We start from the raw sequence: 14484 nt of genomic DNA, 5'->3' as shown, positions 1-14484 counted from the left end.
GCTTTCACGTGAAAGCGGCGACCAGGGGGCGTAGCTTTCACGTGAAAGTGACGGGTTAGCGGTAGTCGTCCGGTGGGGTGGCCGCCGGGTCCTTGCCCGCGTGGCGGACTTCGGTGAGCCAGCGGCCGAAGTCCGGGCGGTCGCCGTCGACGTCGGTGTAGCCGTACTCCTTCATCAGCGTCCACGACGCCAGCGTCTGCCCGGCGAAGCGCGCGACGTCGGGGTCCTGCGCCAGGGCCGCGACGCCGCGGGCCAGCAGGTACGGCGTCTCGGAGATCTTGAAGTCGACCGGCGCGAGCTTGCCGACCGCATGGCGCCAGTTCTCCTCGGTCACTTCGAAGTGGTCGAGCATCGACTCCGAGCGCAGGAACCCCGGGGTCACCGCGAGGCCGACGCAGTCGTTCTTCTTCAGCTCCACGCCCAGCGCCCGGCCGAGCGCGCGGATACCGCACTTGGCCAGGTAGTAGGGAAGACCCGCGCCGACGTAGTCGTCGTTGTCGCCGTCGGTCACCTCCAAGACGAGCCCGCGGCGGGCGACCACCAGCGGCAGGAGCTTGTGCAGCGCGATGAGGTGGGTGTCCAGGGCGTTGTGCGTCAGGGCGAGCGCGTCCGCCAGGGGCGTCTCCCAGAACGGCGCGTCGAAGTGGAAGTACATGTCGCCACCCCAGACGTCGTCGACCAGGACGTCGATACCGCCTGCTTCAGACTCGACACGGGCCTTCAACGCGTCCACATCGGACACGGAGGTGAAGTCGCAGCGGACGACGACGGCCCGGCCGCCCGCCGCCTCCACCAGCTCGCCCGTCTCTTCGATCGTTTCCGGGCGCTTCATCGGCGACACCGTTTCGCGGGTCGTCCGGCCGGTGACGTACACCGTCGCGCCCGCGCGGCCCAGCTCCACCGCGATCGCCCGGCCACAGCCCCGCGTCGCCCCGGTCACGACCGCGACCTTGCCCGCCAAACTCATCCGCGCTCCCGTCCCCGCCACGCGGCCAGCACCGCGTCGACGTCCTCCGCCAGCCGGTCGGCCAGCCGCCCGTGCGGCCGGATCGACCAGTCGATCGACACCCCGTTGATGACGCCGAGCAGCGCACGGGCCGCCCGCGGCACGCTCGGGGCGTGCGGCAGCGAACCCGCCGCCGCGCGCACGAGCCGCCGCAGTTCTTCCTCGACCGCCGTGAAGTGCTCACCCAGCAGCGACCGCAGCACCGGGTCGCCGATGTCCACGCCGAGCTGCCCCAGGTGGTTCGCCGCCTCTTCGGCGTCCCCGAGCACCGCGTAGACCGACACCGCCGCGGCGCGCAGGCCGTCGACCGGGTCGCCGGCCCGCTCGGCGCTTTCCCGCATCAGCTCGACCGCCCGCTGCGTGGCCCGCCGGCTCATCGCCTGCAGCAGACCGCTTTTCGAGCCGAACCGCTGCGCGACCGTGCCGACCGAGACGCCCGCTTCCGCGGCCACCTGCGCGAGCGTGAAACCGGGGCCGCAGCGGCCGATCACCGTCTCCGCCGCGCCCAGCAGCCGTTCGTCGGTGATGCTCCTCGGCCGGGCCACGCAATTATTGAACCACAGTTCATTAACGGGGGCGAATCAGGGTTGACTCAGGGTCATCACCCATCGCGCATCGGCCGAAGAGCCAGCAAGGTACTACTCAGGTAGGGGGAGGGGTTCGACCTCCAGGGTGACGCGCGAACCATCCCCGACCCGCGACGATGAACGCGTCGTAAGCGAGGGGCGGAAGAGGAGCAGTCATGATCGAGGCAACGGGCCTCACCAAACGGTACGGAAAGACGCTGGCGGTGAACAACCTGTCGTTCTCCGTGGCCGCGGGTCAGGTCACCGGCTTCCTCGGTCCGAACGGGGCGGGCAAGTCCACCACCATGCGGATGATCCTGGGCCTGGACAACCCGACCGGGGGCCAGGTCACCATCGGGGGCAAGAAGTACCACGACCTCAAGGAGCCGCTGCGCACCGTCGGCGCGCTGCTCGACGCGAAGTGGGTGCACCCCAACCGCTCGGCGCGCGCCCACCTGCAGTGGATGGCGAAGTCCAACCGCATCCCCGGCGCCCGCGTCGACGAAGTCCTCGAGATGGTCGGTCTCACCAGCGTCGCGACCAAGCGCGCCGGCGGGTTCTCGCTCGGCATGTCGCAGCGGCTCGGCATCGCGGCCGCCCTGCTCGGCGACCCCGAGGTGCTGCTGTTCGACGAGCCGGTGAACGGCCTCGACCCCGAGGGCATCCTCTGGATCCGGAAGTTCATGCACCGGCTGGCCGACGAAGGCCGCACCGTGTTCGTCTCCAGCCACCTGCTTTCGGAGATGGCGCTGACCGCGAGCAACCTCGTGGTGATCGGCCGGGGGCAGCTGATCTCGCAGTCGACCACCGAGGAGTTCGTATCCCGCGCGGCGGAGAACACGGTCAAGGTCCGCTCGCCGCAGCTGGCCGAACTGCGGGACGCCCTGCAGCGCGCCAGCGCCGGCGTCACCGGGGACGACAAGGCGCTCGTGGTGTCCGGAATGGACAGCGAAAAGATCGGTGAACTCGCCGCCGCCAACCGGATCGTGCTGCACGAGCTGAGCCCGCAGACCGGCTCGCTCGAGCAGGCCTTCATGCAGATCACCGGCGACTCCGTCGAGTACCACACCGGGCTCGACGCCGAGGCCCAGCACGTGCTCGAGTCCGCCAAGTAACCGGGGAACCCAGATCATGAACCTGCTCGCGGTCGAACGCATCAAACTGTTCAGCACCCGCTCGCCGTGGTGGTGCGCGCTCATCACCCTGGCCCTGACCATCGGCTTCGCCGCCATCATCGCCAGCGCGACGTCAGCCGACTCCCCGATCACGATCTCCGCCACGCTCTACGGCGGCACCCAGTTCGGCATCGCCGTCGTCATGGTGCTCGCCGCGCTGGCGGTGACCACCGAATACCGCTTCAACACCATCCGCACCACGTTCCAGGCGGTACCGCACCGCTCGCCGGCGCTGATCGCCAAGGCGCTCCTCGTCGCGCTCGTGGCGCTGGTCATCGGCGAGCTCGCCGCCTTCGGCGCACTGGGCCTCGGCATGCTCATGCGGCCGAACGACGGCCTGGGCCTGCACACCGCGCAGGACTGGATGAACGTCGCCGGGCTCGGGCCGGTCTTCGCGATCAGCGCCGTGCTGGCGGTCGCGCTCGGCATCCTGATCCGGCACAGCGCCGGGGCCATCGCCCTGCTGCTCATCTACTACTTGGCCGTGGAAGAGCTGGTGCAGATCATCCCGAAGGTCGGGCACCACATCCACGAGTGGCTGCCGTTCAACGTGGCGAACAAGTTCCTGCGCGGCTCGGCGATGGTCGACGGCCCGCCGCCGTCGGACTCGCCGCTGAGCCCCGGCTGGGCGCTGGCGTACTTCGCCGGCATCGCCATCGTGTTCCTGCTCGTCGCGCTCGGGGTCGCGAAGAAGCGGGACGCCTGAGGGGAAACAGGGGAAATAGGGGAAACACCGAATCCGGGTCGCACTGTCGGGGGGCGACCCGGATTCGGTGTATCGCAGTAGGCTCCCGTGGACGGACGGACGGGGGAGCCCATGATCGAAGCGACCGCACTGACCAAGCGGTACGGCGCCACGACCGCGGTGAACGAACTGACGTTCACCGCGCGCTCGGGGCGCGTCACCGGGTTCCTCGGCCCGAACGGCGCCGGCAAGTCCACGACGATGCGGCTGATCCTCGGCCTCGACCGCCCCGACGCGGGCCGGGTGCTCGTCGACGGCGTCCCGTACCGGCAGCTGAAAGATCCACTGAGGACGGTCGGCGCGATGCTGGACGCCACCTGGCGCCACCCCGGCCGCAGCGGGCGCGACCACCTGCGCTGGCTGGCCGCGACCAACGGCATCCCGGACAAGCGCGTCGAAGAGGTGCTGACACTGGTCGGGCTGACGAGCGTCGGCAAGACCCGCGTCCTGCAGTACTCGCTCGGCATGCAGCAGCGCCTCGGGATCGCCGCCGCGCTGCTCGGCAACCCGCGCGTGCTGGTGTTCGACGAGCCGGTGAACGGCCTCGACCCCGAGGGCATGGCCTGGATCCGGCAGCTGCTGCACTCGCTGGCGGCCGAGGGCCGGACCGTGTTCGTGTCCAGCCACCTGCTGCCCGAGATGGCGCAGACCGCGCAGGACCTCGTCGTGATCGGCCGCGGCAGGCTGATCTACCAGGGCACCATGGACAGCTTCATCGCGCAGACGAAGGACCACGGCGTCCGCGTGCGCACCCCGCACGCCGACGAGCTGCGGGCGGCGCTGACCGGGCAGGCCGAGTTCACCGAAGCCGACGGCGCCTTCGTGGTATCCGGACTGGACAGTGACCGGATCGGGCAGCTCGCCTTCGACGCCGGCGCGACGCTGCACGAGCTGAACCCGCTCACCGGTTCGCTCGAGCAGGCCTACCTCGACCTCACCCGCGACGCCGTCGAGTTCGCGGTGCCGTCTTCGGAGGCTTCCCGATGATCGTCAACCTCCTGCGCGCCGAGCGCATCAAGCTCTTCAGCACCCGGGCGCCGTGGTGGTGCCTGGCCATCGCGCTCGTCGCGCCGCTCGGCTTCACCGCGCTGTTCTTCGCGCTGGCCGGGCCGGAGATCCCGCCGACCGTCGGCAACACCCAGCTCGCGAGCGGCAACGGCCGGACCGTGCTGCTCGTCCTCGCGGTGCTCGCGACCGCGTCGGAGTTCAACTGGGGCACCATGCGGCTGACCTTCCAGGCGGTGCCCGGCCGGGTGCCCGCGCTGCTGGCCAAGGTGGTGATCGTCGGGGCGCTCGGCGCCGTGCTCGGGCTGGTCGTCGGCTTCGGTTCCTGGGGGCTGGCGTCGCTGGTGCAGCCGGACGCCGACCTCGCGCTGCATTCGGCAACGGCGTGGCGTTCGGTGCTCGGCCAGAGCCTGGTCTTCCTGTTCACCGCGGTCGCCGGCGTCGGCGTCGCGCTCCTGCTGCGCAGCGTCGCCTTCGCACTGACGGTGGTGCTCGTCTGGACGCAGGTGCTGGAAGGCGTGCTCGTCTTCATCCCGGGCGTCGGCAAGCACATCTACCAGTGGATGCCGTTCCACGCCGCCGACGAGTTCGTGGGGGCGGCCGGCTTGACCACGGGCCCGCTCCAGCTGCCGTCCGCGCCGCTCGGCCCGTGGGGCTACCTCGGTTACTTCGCGGCGATCACCGTTGCCCTGTTCGTGGCCGGCGTACTCGTCACGGCACGGCGCGATGCCTGAGCGTGACGGCGGTCTCAATACCGCAGAAAACCTTGTTAACAAAAGGTGAAACAGCTGTGGCTTCTCTCACACGCACCGGACATACTGCTACGACCAGGCAAGATTCATAAGGGAACGCGCCGGACCCGTCTGAACTCCCCCTGGAGGTGATCCTTGACGGTGGACACCGGTCAAGAATTGGGCAGCACGATTCCGCGAGCCCGCGTCGAAGGCGACGCTACCCGGCTCGAACCGATGTTGGACCTCGAATGGTCGCGGGCCATCGAACTCCCGCAGGCCGCCATGACGGCGGCGACACCCGCCGAACTCCGCCGGGCGTGGGTGCACCGCGCACCCCAGGACAGCGTCCTCGCGCTGTTCCGCGCCTCGGCCGGGATGTCGGGACAGATCCCCGCGCCGTGGTGGCTGCGCGCGATGGCGGACGGCAAGCTCGATTCGCGGGAACAGGGTTTCCGCGTCGAGGACCGGATCGCGCAACTGCTCGGCAGGCGCCCGGGATGGGAATTCGTCCCGTGGGCCGCGGACGGCGAATCCGGCTACTGGGAGTTCATGCCGTCCGAGCGCGGGAAATCGGGGCACGGGATTCCCACGACGGTGATGAACACCGACCGGCACCCGGGCTGGATCGACGTCCTGCCCGCGCACAGCGGCCGGACGCCGGACCCGATCCCGGTCGCCGGGCTGGCCGGCCTGCGGTCTCGGCTCGGCGAGTTCGAAGCCGTTCGTTAGCCCCGGCCGCCGCCCCACCACCCTCAACGGAGGTGCTTCACCCCCAGCTACATTCCCTGGGTGGAGAACGAAGACCAGCCCCGCCTGCGCAGTGTCGTCAGCTACGTCAAGCGCGGCGGCCGGATGACCGTCGGGCAGCAGCGGGCGTGGGAGCAGCACTGGCCGCAGCTGGGCCGCACGGTGGGTGAGCTGCCCGAGGGGCCGCTGGACTTCACCGCGTGGTTCGGCCGCGAGGCGCCGGTCATGGTCGAGATCGGCTCCGGCATGGGTGAAACGACTTCGCAGCTGGCCGCCGCGGCGCCGGAGCTGAACTACGTCGCGGTCGAGGTCTACGACCCGGGCCTCGGCCAGCTGATGCTGCGCGCCGAAAAGCTCGGCGTCGAGAACCTGCGGCTCCTGCACGGCGACGCCGTCGTGCTGCTGACCGAGCACGTCGAGCCGGCGTCGCTGCACGGCGTGCGGCTGTTCTTCCCGGACCCGTGGCCGAAGAAGAAGCACCACAAGCGGCGGATCGTGTCGCCGTCGTTCGCCGCGCTCGTGGCGTCGCGGCTCGCGCCGGGCGGCACCTTCCACCTGGCGACCGACTGGGAGAACTACGCGGAGCAGATGCTCGAGGTCTGCTCCGGCGAACCCGCGCTGCGCAACCGGTACGCCGACGAGCCGGGTGGCTGGGCACCGCGACCGGAGTGGCGGCCCGTGACCAAGTTCGAGCAGCGCGCGGACGTCGAAGGCCGCGTCTCGCACGACCTCATCTTCGAACGCCGATAGCGGCACTTTCACGTGAAAGCTACGCCCCCTGGTCGTCGCTTTCACGTGAAAGTGCCGGTGTTCGCCCCTCCCCCGACAGAGGGGCGAACGCCTCATTCCTCGGCCAGCGGTTCGACCTGGACCCGCTTGAGGGCGGGTGTGCAGACCGACGCGCCGAGCAGGGCCACCCCGACCCCGAGCACGACCGGCGCCAGCAGCCACGGGCTGAGCACGATGCCCCGCGCGTCGACCATGCTGTACAGCCCAACACCGACCAGTACCCCGACGATTCCCGCGCCGATGGTGGCGACCAGTGCCGGCAGCGCGGCTTCCATCCGCAACGCCCTCGACAGCACCCGCACCGGGGTGCCCGCGGCCATCAGCGCCCCGAAGGTGCGACGGCGGTCCATCACCGAGCCCGCGGTCGCGACGGCGGCACTGCAGCCGGCCAGGATCCCGGCGGCGAGCAGCCCGATCACCGTGACGCGGCGCAGATCGCCCAGCTGGGTCTGCTGGTTGAACAGGTACTGGTCGCGGCTGCCGACCTCCTCGCCCGCGGCCGGCGCGGCCAGCGCCGTGCGGACGATCTCGCGGTTCGCGTCGGTGGCCGGCGCGACCACGGTGACGTCCTTCGGCGTGGTGCCCTCCGGCAGCGCGGCCGGGTCGATGACGAACGAGCCGTGCAGGTCGGCGTCCGGGTACTTGACGGTTTCCACCCGGGTTCCCGACTTCGCGGCCACCGCCGTCCCGTCCCAGGCCGGGGCGATCTTGTACTGCGCCAGGTCGACCGCCGAGTCGCCGAAGACACCCGGACCCCCCGTGCAGTTCTCCGGGGTGAGCCCGAAGCGGGTCAGCTTCACGGCGTCGGCGCACGTCATCACCAGCGCGCGGTGGCCGTACCGGTTGGGAGCGGTGCCCCGCACCAGGTAGACCTCGCCGACGGCGACCGCCTTCTCGGACTGGCCGTACTTCTGCAGCGAGGCGTTGGCCTGCTCGACGATCTTGCCCGCGTGCTGCGCGTCGGTGTCGACGTAGAGGACGGAGTCCTGAAAGGACCGACCACCGCCTGCCATCGATTCGAACGTCGGCAGCAGCGTCAGCGCCATCGACCCGGCGAACACCGCCAGCACGATTCCGGCGGACGCGCGGTAAGCGCCCTTCGGGTCGTCACGCAGGCGGCGGCCGGCGAGCAGCGCCGACGGGCGCCGCCAGATCCGGACGAACGTGCCGCCGACTGCCGACGTCACCCACGGCCCCACGATCGCGGCCGAGCCGACCAGCAGGAACAGACCGGCCATGACCATCCCGATGCCGCCCGACTCCTTCGACGTCGTCACCGCGACGAGGAAGAACGTGCCGGCGGCGGGCAACGCCAGCAGACGCCACCAGTGCAGCGGCTTCTTCGTGTGGCCGCCGGTGGCGAACAGCGGGGTCTTGAGCACGCGGCGCAGGCCGAGGACGCCGGCGAGCACCACGAGCACCGGGATGGCCACGACGATGAACACCGTGAGGCCGGTCGGCAGCGCGAAGTCGGCCGCCAGCCAGGTGCCACCCGCCCACGGCACGAACGACGCGAGGCCGTGCAGCGCCGGGCTGATCAGGAGGCCGAGCAGCGCACCGATGCCCGCCGACAACGTCGTCTCGGCGGCCACCATGTTGGTGACCTGTCCCGGCGTCGCTCCGGCCAGCCGGATGGCGGCGAGCCGCCGTTCCCGCCGGGCCGCGGTCAGCCGCGCCGACGACGCGACCAGCACCAGGCTCGGCACCAGCAGCACGATGATCCCGACCCAGGACAGCAGCATGAGCAGCGGGTCCGGGCTCGCCTTCCCGCCGGGGAACGCCGCCACCTGGGAGGAGTTCTCCGGCATCGCGTCCGCGGTGTGCCCGGTGAGCGCGACGAGCTGCTCCGGGAAGCGGAGGCCGTCTTCGCCGAGCGCGCCGACGGGCTTGCCGAACCGATCGCCGAGCTGCGCGGCCGGGTGGGCCTGGAGGAGCCGGCCGAGCGCGGGCGAAACGACGGTCTCACCCGGTCCCGGCAGCTGCGGCACCCCCGGCGGCAAGGCGACGCTCGCCGCGGTCGCACCGGGCGCCAGTGCGATGTCGACGCGGATGATCTGCTGCCCGTCGAAGTAGTCCTTCGAGGCCGAGTACAGCAGCTTCGCCGGGCCGTCGGAGCCGCGGCTGTAGAAGTTGTCGCCCTGCCAGAGGGCGCGCTGCTCGCGGTTCTGCGTGGCGAACGGCAGCGTCGCCAGCAGCAGCACCAGCCCGGTCGCGACGGCCACCCCGATCGCGGTGAGGATCGCCGACGTCCGGGTCCGCCGGTCGACCCGCAGCACCCGCAGGGCGATCTGGAGCGAGTTCACGCCGCCAACCTCGTCGCGATCAGGCCGTCGCGGATGGCGACGGTCTTCGGCATCGACTCGGCGAGCTCGCGGTCGTGGGTCACCACGATCACCGCGGCGCCGGTTTCGTGGGCGGCGCCGAGGAGGGCGTCCATCGTTTCGCGGCCGGTGCGCGTGTCGAGCGCGCCGGTCGGCTCGTCGGCGAAGATCACCTTCGGGCGGTGGGTCAGCGCCCGCGCGATCGCGACGCGCTGGGCCTCACCGCCGGACAGCTCACCGGGGCGACGCCGTTCCTTGCCGGCCAGGCCGAGCCGCGCGAGCCACTGGCGGCCGGCGTCGATGGCCTCCTTGCGGCCGAGCCCGGCCAGCAGCGACGGCAGCGCGACGTTCTCTTCGGCCGACAGCTCGGCCACCAGCATCCCCGACTGGAAGACGAACCCGAACTCGGTGCGGCGCAGCTCGCTGCGCTTCTTCTCGCCGAGGTGGTCGATCCGCTGGCCGGCCAGGAAGATCTGCCCGTCGTCGGCCCGGAGGATGCCGGCCAGGACGTGCAGCAGCGACGTCTTGCCCGAGCCGGAGGGCCCGACGATGGCGACGGCGTCCCGGGGCTGGATGTCGATGTCGATGCCGGCCAGGGCGTACTGCGTGCCGTAGCGCTTCACCAGCCCGCGGCCGGACAGCACGGCGCCGTTCGTCGCATGTGGAGTGTTCGGGTCCACGAGGTTCTCCCTGTCGGTTCGGATCTTGGTGCCGATGAGCTTCGCCGAGATCCGGGGATGTCCACTTCGGGCAGACGGCCAGTCACGCCCCGGCCGGTATCGGCCGATCGGCCGAGGGGGCGCGGGCCACTCGGCCAAGGTGCGGGCACCGGGGAATCACGTAACTTCACGGTGTGCCCGCCGCGTCTCCACCGAAAACGCTCTCCACCCGCGCCACCGCACTGGTGCGGCGCATCGGCGTGCCCTCGGCCGTCCTCTTCGCCGCGCTCCTGTTCGACCTCCTCTACACGACGCAGGCGGCGCTGGACGACCAAGGTCCGCACTTCGTCGACTTCGGCCTGCTGCCCGGCATCTTCGCGATGGCGGCCTGCGGGGTCTGGGCCCAGAAGCGGGCCGCCGTCGCCGCGGTGGCCGGCGGCGGGGTGCTGGTGCTCTCCACCCTTTTCATCCACGTGCTGCGCATCCCGCCGTACTCCAGCGTGCTGCCGAAGGTGACCATCACCGAGGTCGTGGCCGGGGTGCTGATGGTCTACTACCTGGCCCGCCGGGCGCGGGCGGGCGTGGCGTTCTGCGTGATCGGCTTCCTGGTCGTCGCCGGCCTCGTCGCCGTCTTCGGCCGGTACGCGGGCGTCGGCGAGATCGACGGCGGCACGGGCACCCAGGCGCTGCTGTTCGGTCTGCTGCTGCTCGTCGGGCCGCTGGTGCCCGCCATCACGGCCCGCGACCGCGGCCCCCGCGCCACTCCGCGGACCCGGCTGCTGCGCCGGGTGAACGAGCTGGCGATGGGGCAGTGGCCGCTGATGGGGCTGCTCGCCTTCGCGCTGCTGTTCGAGTTCGGTTACACGTACTCGAACACCGCCCGCGGGTTCCCGATCCTGTTCTGTTCGATCGTCGCGGCCGTGATCGCGGTGCTGTCCCCGCGGCGGCCCGCGGACGCGCTCCTCGGCCTCGCCGGGATCATGCTGCTGTCCGCGGTCATCACGCCGTTCCTGCAGCTGCGCTCCTACGACTACCCGGTACCGGGCGGCGTGCCGGCCACGCAGATCATCGCCGGCATGGGCGTCGTGGTGAACCTGACCAGGGCCCGCGGGCTGAGCCAGTCCTGGGCGCGGGTCGCCGTGCTGTCGAGCGTCGTCGCGCTCGGGGCGATCCTCAACTCCGACTCGCGCCGGGGCCTGCAGACCGATCCCCAGACCCTGTCCGTCCTGGCTTTCGCCGCCACGCTGATGCTGGGCATCTCGATCGCCGTCGGCCTGATGCTGCGGTCGCGGGACTCCGAGCGCACCCAGATCGTGCAGTCCGCGGTGAGCGACGCGCAGACCGCCGAGCGGATGGCGCTGGCCCGTGAGCTCCACGACATCGTCGCCCACCACGTCACCGGGATCGTGGTGCAGGCGCAGGCCGCGCGGCTGATGGCCGAGAAGAACCCGCAGATCGCGGTGGACGCGATGGGCCGGATCGAGAACGCCGGCGTCGAAGCGCTCGCGGCGATGCGGCGGCTGGTCCGGTCGATGCGCGGCGACGCGCCGGCGGGCTCGAGCGAGTTCAGCGAACAGGCGACCACCGACCTCGGCGCCGACCTGCGGAAACTGGTCGACGGCGCCAACCACGGCGTGCCGACGTCGATGCACCTCGACCTGCCGCCGGACCTGCCGCACGAGGTCGGCCGCTCGGCGCTGCGGCTGGTGCAGGAGTCGCTGACGAACGTCGGCAAGCACGCCGCCGACGCGACCGAGGCGTTCGTCGTGGCGGAAGTGATCGTGTCCGATGCCGCCTCCGCGGGAGGGAGTGCGTCGGGGGGCGCCGAACTGCACCTGCGGGTGACCGACAACGGGCGCGCGACGGCACACCGGCCGGCCGGCGGATCGGGCGGCTACGGTCTGGTCGGCATGCGCGAACGCGTGGCGCTGCTCAAGGGCCGGTTGTCGGCCGGGCGGGGCCCGGACGGCGGCTGGCGCGTCGAAGCTTGGCTGCCGCTGGCGGCCGGAGAAGACACGGAAGGGGACGAGTGATCCGGGTACTGATCGCCGACGACCAGGAGATGGTGCGGATGGGCTTCCGCATGATCCTGGAGACGCAGGACGACATCGAGGTCGTCGCCGACGTCGCCGACGGCATCTCGGCGGTCTCGAAGGCCCGCGAACTGCGCCCGGACGTCTGCCTGCTCGACATCCGCATGCCGGGCCTCGACGGCCTGGAGGTGGCCCGGCAGCTGGCCGGGCCGGACGTGACCGACCCGCTGAAGGTGGTCGTCGTCACCACGTTCGACCTCGACGAATACGTCCACACGGCGCTGCGCAACGGCGCGTCCGGGTTCCTGCTGAAGGACGCGGGGCCGGCCCTGCTGATCGAGGCGGTCCGCGCGGCCGACCGCGGCGACGCGCTGGTTTCGCCGCAGATCACCGTGCGGCTGCTCAAGCACTTCGACGGGTCCGGCTCGGCGAAGTCGCGGGCCACCCCGCCGTCCGAGCCGCTGACCGCCCGGGAACTGGACGTCGTCAAGGCGGCCGCGCGGGGGCTGACGAACACCGAAATCGGCGCGGAGCTGTTCATGTCGCTGTCGACGGTGAAGACGCACCTGGCGTCGGTGCAGAGCAAGATCGGCGCGCGGAACCGCGTGGAAACCGCGGCCTGGGCGTGGCGGAGCGGAGTGGTTTCGTAATTCCGGGTGCGTAGTATCCAGAGATGCAACGCCGTTTCCACGCCCCTGTCGTTCTCCCGGCCGACCCGTCCTGTTCGCTTCTCCGTGACGCGGTCGTCGATGTCGACGCCGATGGGCGCATTTCGTACTGCGGACCGGCGGCCACCGCCCCCGAATCCGCCGCACCGGTCACCACCCTGACCGGCATCCTGCTCCCCGGCCTGGTCAACACGCACGCGCACAGCCCGATGACGCTGCTGCGCGGCATGGGCGGCGACCTGCCGCTGCTGCCCTGGCTGAACGAGATCATCTGGCCCGCCGAGTCGAAACTGCGCCCGGAGGACGTCCGCACCGGCATGCTGCTCGGCTCGGTCGAGATGCTCCGCCACGGCGTGACGACCAGCGCCGAGATGTACTTCGAAGGCGAGCAGCTGGTTGACGCGGTGCTCACGACGGGTGGCCGCGTGCTGGTCGCGCCGCCGGTGATGGAGCTGCCCGGGCTGGACTGGCGAGCGCAGCTGGCGGCGATCGACCGCTGGATCGACACGGACGGCCTGCGCTTCGGCCACGGCGACCGCATCGAGCTGGGTTACGGCCCGCACTCGGCGTACATGCTGTCCGCGGAAGGGCTGCGGGCGACGGCGGAGTCGGCGCTGGCTCGAGGCGCGCTGGTGCAGATCCACGTCGCCGAGGCGGCCGCGGAGGACACCGCGGTTCGCGCTTCGCACGGTTCGGTGCCGGCGCTGCTTCGTGAGCTGGGCATGCTGGACGGCCGGGTGCTGGCGGCGCACGCGATCCACCTCTCGGACGAGGACATCGCCCTGTTCGCCGCGCACGGCGTCGGCATGGCGCACTGCCCGGGCTCGAACGCGAAGCTGGCTTCGGGCATCGCGCGGATCGCGGACCTGCGGGCGGCCGGGGTTTCGGTGGGCCTCGGCACCGACGGCCCGGCGTCGAACGACGACCTCGACCTGTGGGAGGAACTGCAGCTCGCGGCCATGTTCGCCCGGCTGGCCACGGGCGACTCGACGGTACTGACGGCGGCGGACGTGCTCCTGCTGGCCACCCGCGGCGGGGCGGCGGCGCTGGGCCGCGACGACATCGGGGCCTTGGAGCCGGGCCGGTGGGCCGACCTGGTGCACATCGACCTGGACGACCCGGCGTTCGCGTGCGGCTTGGACGTGCCGGACGTGCAGCTGCTGTCGAACCTCGTCTGGGCCGCCGGCTCGCGCCGGGTCCGCGACGTGTGGGTCGCGGGTGAGCAGGTCGTGGCCGAGGGCGAGTCGGCGAAGGTGGACCGGGCGAAGGTCCAGGCCGGCGTGGCCGAGACGGCCGCACGACTGCGGGCTTGAAGCTCCGGAAGCGGCACTTTCACGTGAAAGTGCCGCTTTAGGGGTCTAGCGCGGGCGGAGGATGATCTCCGTCGGGTGGGCGTCCGGGGTGGCTGACACCGCCGTCACCACCGCGGTGGCCACCGAGTCCGCCTTCAGCAAGTGCGCCGTGTCGTACTGCCGGCCTTCGCCCGCGAAGATCTGCTGCTGCATCTCCGTGTCCGTACGGCCGGGGTAGACCGACGTCACGCGGATCGCCGGTTCCTCCTCGCGCAAGGCGTCGGCGAAGGCGCGGACGGCGAACTTGCTCGCCGCGTACGGGGACCAGCCGGGGCGGGCGTTCAGGCCCGCGCCCGAGTTGATCACCACTACGTGGCCGTGGGCCGCGCGCAAGGCCGGGAGCAGCAGGCGGGTCAGCTCGACCACCGCCAGGGTGTTGAGCTCGAAGTTGTCGCGCCACGCCGACGCGGGAACGTCCTCGATGCGGCCCAGTCGCGCGACGCCCGCCGAGTGCACCAGCACGTCCAGCGAGTCGATGTCCGCGACGGCCTCGGCGAGCGAAGCGGGGTTCGTCAGCTCCACCGGCCACGGCGTCGCGCCCGGAAGCTCCTTTGCCAGTGCGTCCAGCGCGTCGGTGTCGCGGCCGCCGAGCAGCAGCCGGTGCGTCGGGGCGAGCTGGTGGGCGACCGCCGCGCCGATTCCGCGGGAAGCGCCGGTCACCAGGGCGAGGGGGAGATCCGTCAT

Annotated in this window: 14 protein-coding genes; 9 read left to right on the top strand and 5 right to left on the bottom strand. The window is 71.4% G+C overall.

Features of this window, described 5'->3' with window-relative positions; all coding sequences use genetic code 11:
* Window positions 1-55: 55 nt before the first annotated feature.
* Window positions 56-967, bottom strand: a complete 912-nt coding sequence (locus AB0F15_RS14365) for an SDR family NAD(P)-dependent oxidoreductase (protein WP_360269953.1) — start codon at window positions 965-967, stop codon at window positions 56-58.
* Window positions 964-1551 carry a TetR/AcrR family transcriptional regulator gene (locus tag AB0F15_RS14360; RefSeq protein WP_360269951.1) on the bottom strand — a complete coding sequence of 196 codons (588 nt, stop codon included), beginning with the start codon at window positions 1549-1551 and terminating at the stop codon, window positions 964-966. The genes AB0F15_RS14365 and AB0F15_RS14360 overlap by 4 nt, the downstream gene beginning before the upstream one ends.
* Before the next feature lie 197 nt (window positions 1552-1748).
* On the opposite strand from AB0F15_RS14360, the gene AB0F15_RS14355 reads away from it, so the two are divergent.
* The 6 genes from AB0F15_RS14355 to trmB all read left to right on the top strand — a co-directional run bounded on the left by AB0F15_RS14355 (window position 1749) and on the right by trmB (window position 6728).
* On the top strand, window positions 1749-2687 hold the full coding sequence (locus tag AB0F15_RS14355; protein WP_360269949.1) for an ABC transporter ATP-binding protein: 939 nt from the start codon (window positions 1749-1751) through the stop codon (window positions 2685-2687).
* A gap of 16 nt (window positions 2688-2703) precedes the next feature.
* The gene (locus AB0F15_RS14350) at window positions 2704-3453 is read left to right on the top strand and encodes a hypothetical protein (protein WP_360269947.1); all 750 of its coding nucleotides are present in this window, start codon (window positions 2704-2706) and stop codon (window positions 3451-3453) included.
* A gap of 111 nt (window positions 3454-3564) precedes the next feature.
* Window positions 3565-4479, top strand: a complete 915-nt coding sequence (locus AB0F15_RS14345; RefSeq protein WP_360269945.1) for an ATP-binding cassette domain-containing protein — start codon at window positions 3565-3567, stop codon at window positions 4477-4479.
* Window positions 4476-5231, top strand: a complete 756-nt coding sequence (locus tag AB0F15_RS14340) for a hypothetical protein (RefSeq protein WP_360269943.1) — start codon at window positions 4476-4478, stop codon at window positions 5229-5231. Before AB0F15_RS14345 ends, AB0F15_RS14340 begins: the two co-directional genes overlap by 4 nt.
* A 177-nt stretch (window positions 5232-5408) precedes the next feature.
* Window positions 5409-5960, top strand: coding sequence for a hypothetical protein (locus tag AB0F15_RS14335; RefSeq protein ID WP_360270011.1), 552 nt, complete (start codon window positions 5409-5411; stop codon window positions 5958-5960).
* Between the two features lie 60 nt (window positions 5961-6020).
* The gene (gene trmB / locus AB0F15_RS14330; protein WP_360269941.1) at window positions 6021-6728 is read left to right on the top strand and encodes a tRNA (guanosine(46)-N7)-methyltransferase TrmB; all 708 of its coding nucleotides are present in this window, start codon (window positions 6021-6023) and stop codon (window positions 6726-6728) included.
* A 92-nt stretch (window positions 6729-6820) separates the two neighbouring features.
* On the opposite strand, the gene AB0F15_RS14325 is transcribed toward trmB, so the two are convergent.
* The gene (locus tag AB0F15_RS14325) at window positions 6821-9070 is read right to left on the bottom strand and encodes an ABC transporter permease (protein WP_360269940.1); all 2250 of its coding nucleotides are present in this window, start codon (window positions 9068-9070) and stop codon (window positions 6821-6823) included.
* Complete coding sequence (locus AB0F15_RS14320) at window positions 9067-9768, bottom strand: ABC transporter ATP-binding protein (RefSeq protein ID WP_360269938.1); 702 nt, start codon at window positions 9766-9768, stop codon at window positions 9067-9069. Before AB0F15_RS14320 ends, AB0F15_RS14325 begins: the two co-directional genes overlap by 4 nt.
* A gap of 173 nt (window positions 9769-9941) precedes the next feature.
* On the opposite strand from AB0F15_RS14320, the gene AB0F15_RS14315 reads away from it, so the two are divergent.
* From AB0F15_RS14315 to AB0F15_RS14305, 3 genes are read left to right on the top strand one after another with little or no spacing between them, the layout of a single operon-like run.
* Window positions 9942-11780 (top strand): histidine kinase, encoded by a 1839-nt coding sequence (locus AB0F15_RS14315; RefSeq protein WP_360269936.1) that lies wholly within the window; start codon window positions 9942-9944, stop codon window positions 11778-11780.
* A complete protein-coding gene (locus AB0F15_RS14310) occupies window positions 11777-12430 on the top strand; it encodes a response regulator transcription factor (RefSeq protein WP_360269934.1) in 654 nt (217 codons plus the stop codon). Before AB0F15_RS14315 ends, AB0F15_RS14310 begins: the two co-directional genes overlap by 4 nt.
* Window positions 12431-12453: 23 nt before the next feature.
* Window positions 12454-13761 carry an amidohydrolase gene (locus AB0F15_RS14305; RefSeq protein WP_360269932.1) on the top strand — a complete coding sequence of 436 codons (1308 nt, stop codon included), beginning with the start codon at window positions 12454-12456 and terminating at the stop codon, window positions 13759-13761.
* A 45-nt stretch (window positions 13762-13806) separates the two neighbouring features.
* Here the strand turns inward: AB0F15_RS14305 and AB0F15_RS14300 are convergent, their stop codons facing one another.
* Window positions 13807-14484 carry an SDR family oxidoreductase gene (locus tag AB0F15_RS14300; protein WP_360269931.1) on the bottom strand — a complete coding sequence of 226 codons (678 nt, stop codon included), beginning with the start codon at window positions 14482-14484 and terminating at the stop codon, window positions 13807-13809.

Origin of the sequence: Amycolatopsis sp. NPDC026612 (assembly GCF_040638285.1) — a bacterium.
Classification (GTDB): domain Bacteria; phylum Actinomycetota; class Actinomycetes; order Mycobacteriales; family Pseudonocardiaceae; genus Amycolatopsis.
This window is presented reverse-complemented; position numbering and strand designations above follow the sequence as displayed.

Coding starts and splice junctions, on each gene's coding strand:
- AB0F15_RS14365 (WP_360269953.1), bottom strand. CDS start 967: ATGAGTTTGGCGGGCAAGGTCGCGGTCGTGACCGGGGCGACGCGGGGC.
- AB0F15_RS14340 (WP_360269943.1), top strand. CDS start 4,476: ATGATCGTCAACCTCCTGCGCGCCGAGCGCATCAAGCTCTTCAGCACC.
- AB0F15_RS14350 (WP_360269947.1), top strand. CDS start 2,704: ATGAACCTGCTCGCGGTCGAACGCATCAAACTGTTCAGCACCCGCTCG.
- AB0F15_RS14300 (WP_360269931.1), bottom strand. CDS start 14,484: ATGACGGATCTCCCCCTCGCCCTGGTGACCGGCGCTTCCCGCGGAATC.
- AB0F15_RS14355 (WP_360269949.1), top strand. CDS start 1,749: ATGATCGAGGCAACGGGCCTCACCAAACGGTACGGAAAGACGCTGGCG.
- AB0F15_RS14345 (WP_360269945.1), top strand. CDS start 3,565: ATGATCGAAGCGACCGCACTGACCAAGCGGTACGGCGCCACGACCGCG.
- AB0F15_RS14305 (WP_360269932.1), top strand. CDS start 12,454: ATGCAACGCCGTTTCCACGCCCCTGTCGTTCTCCCGGCCGACCCGTCC.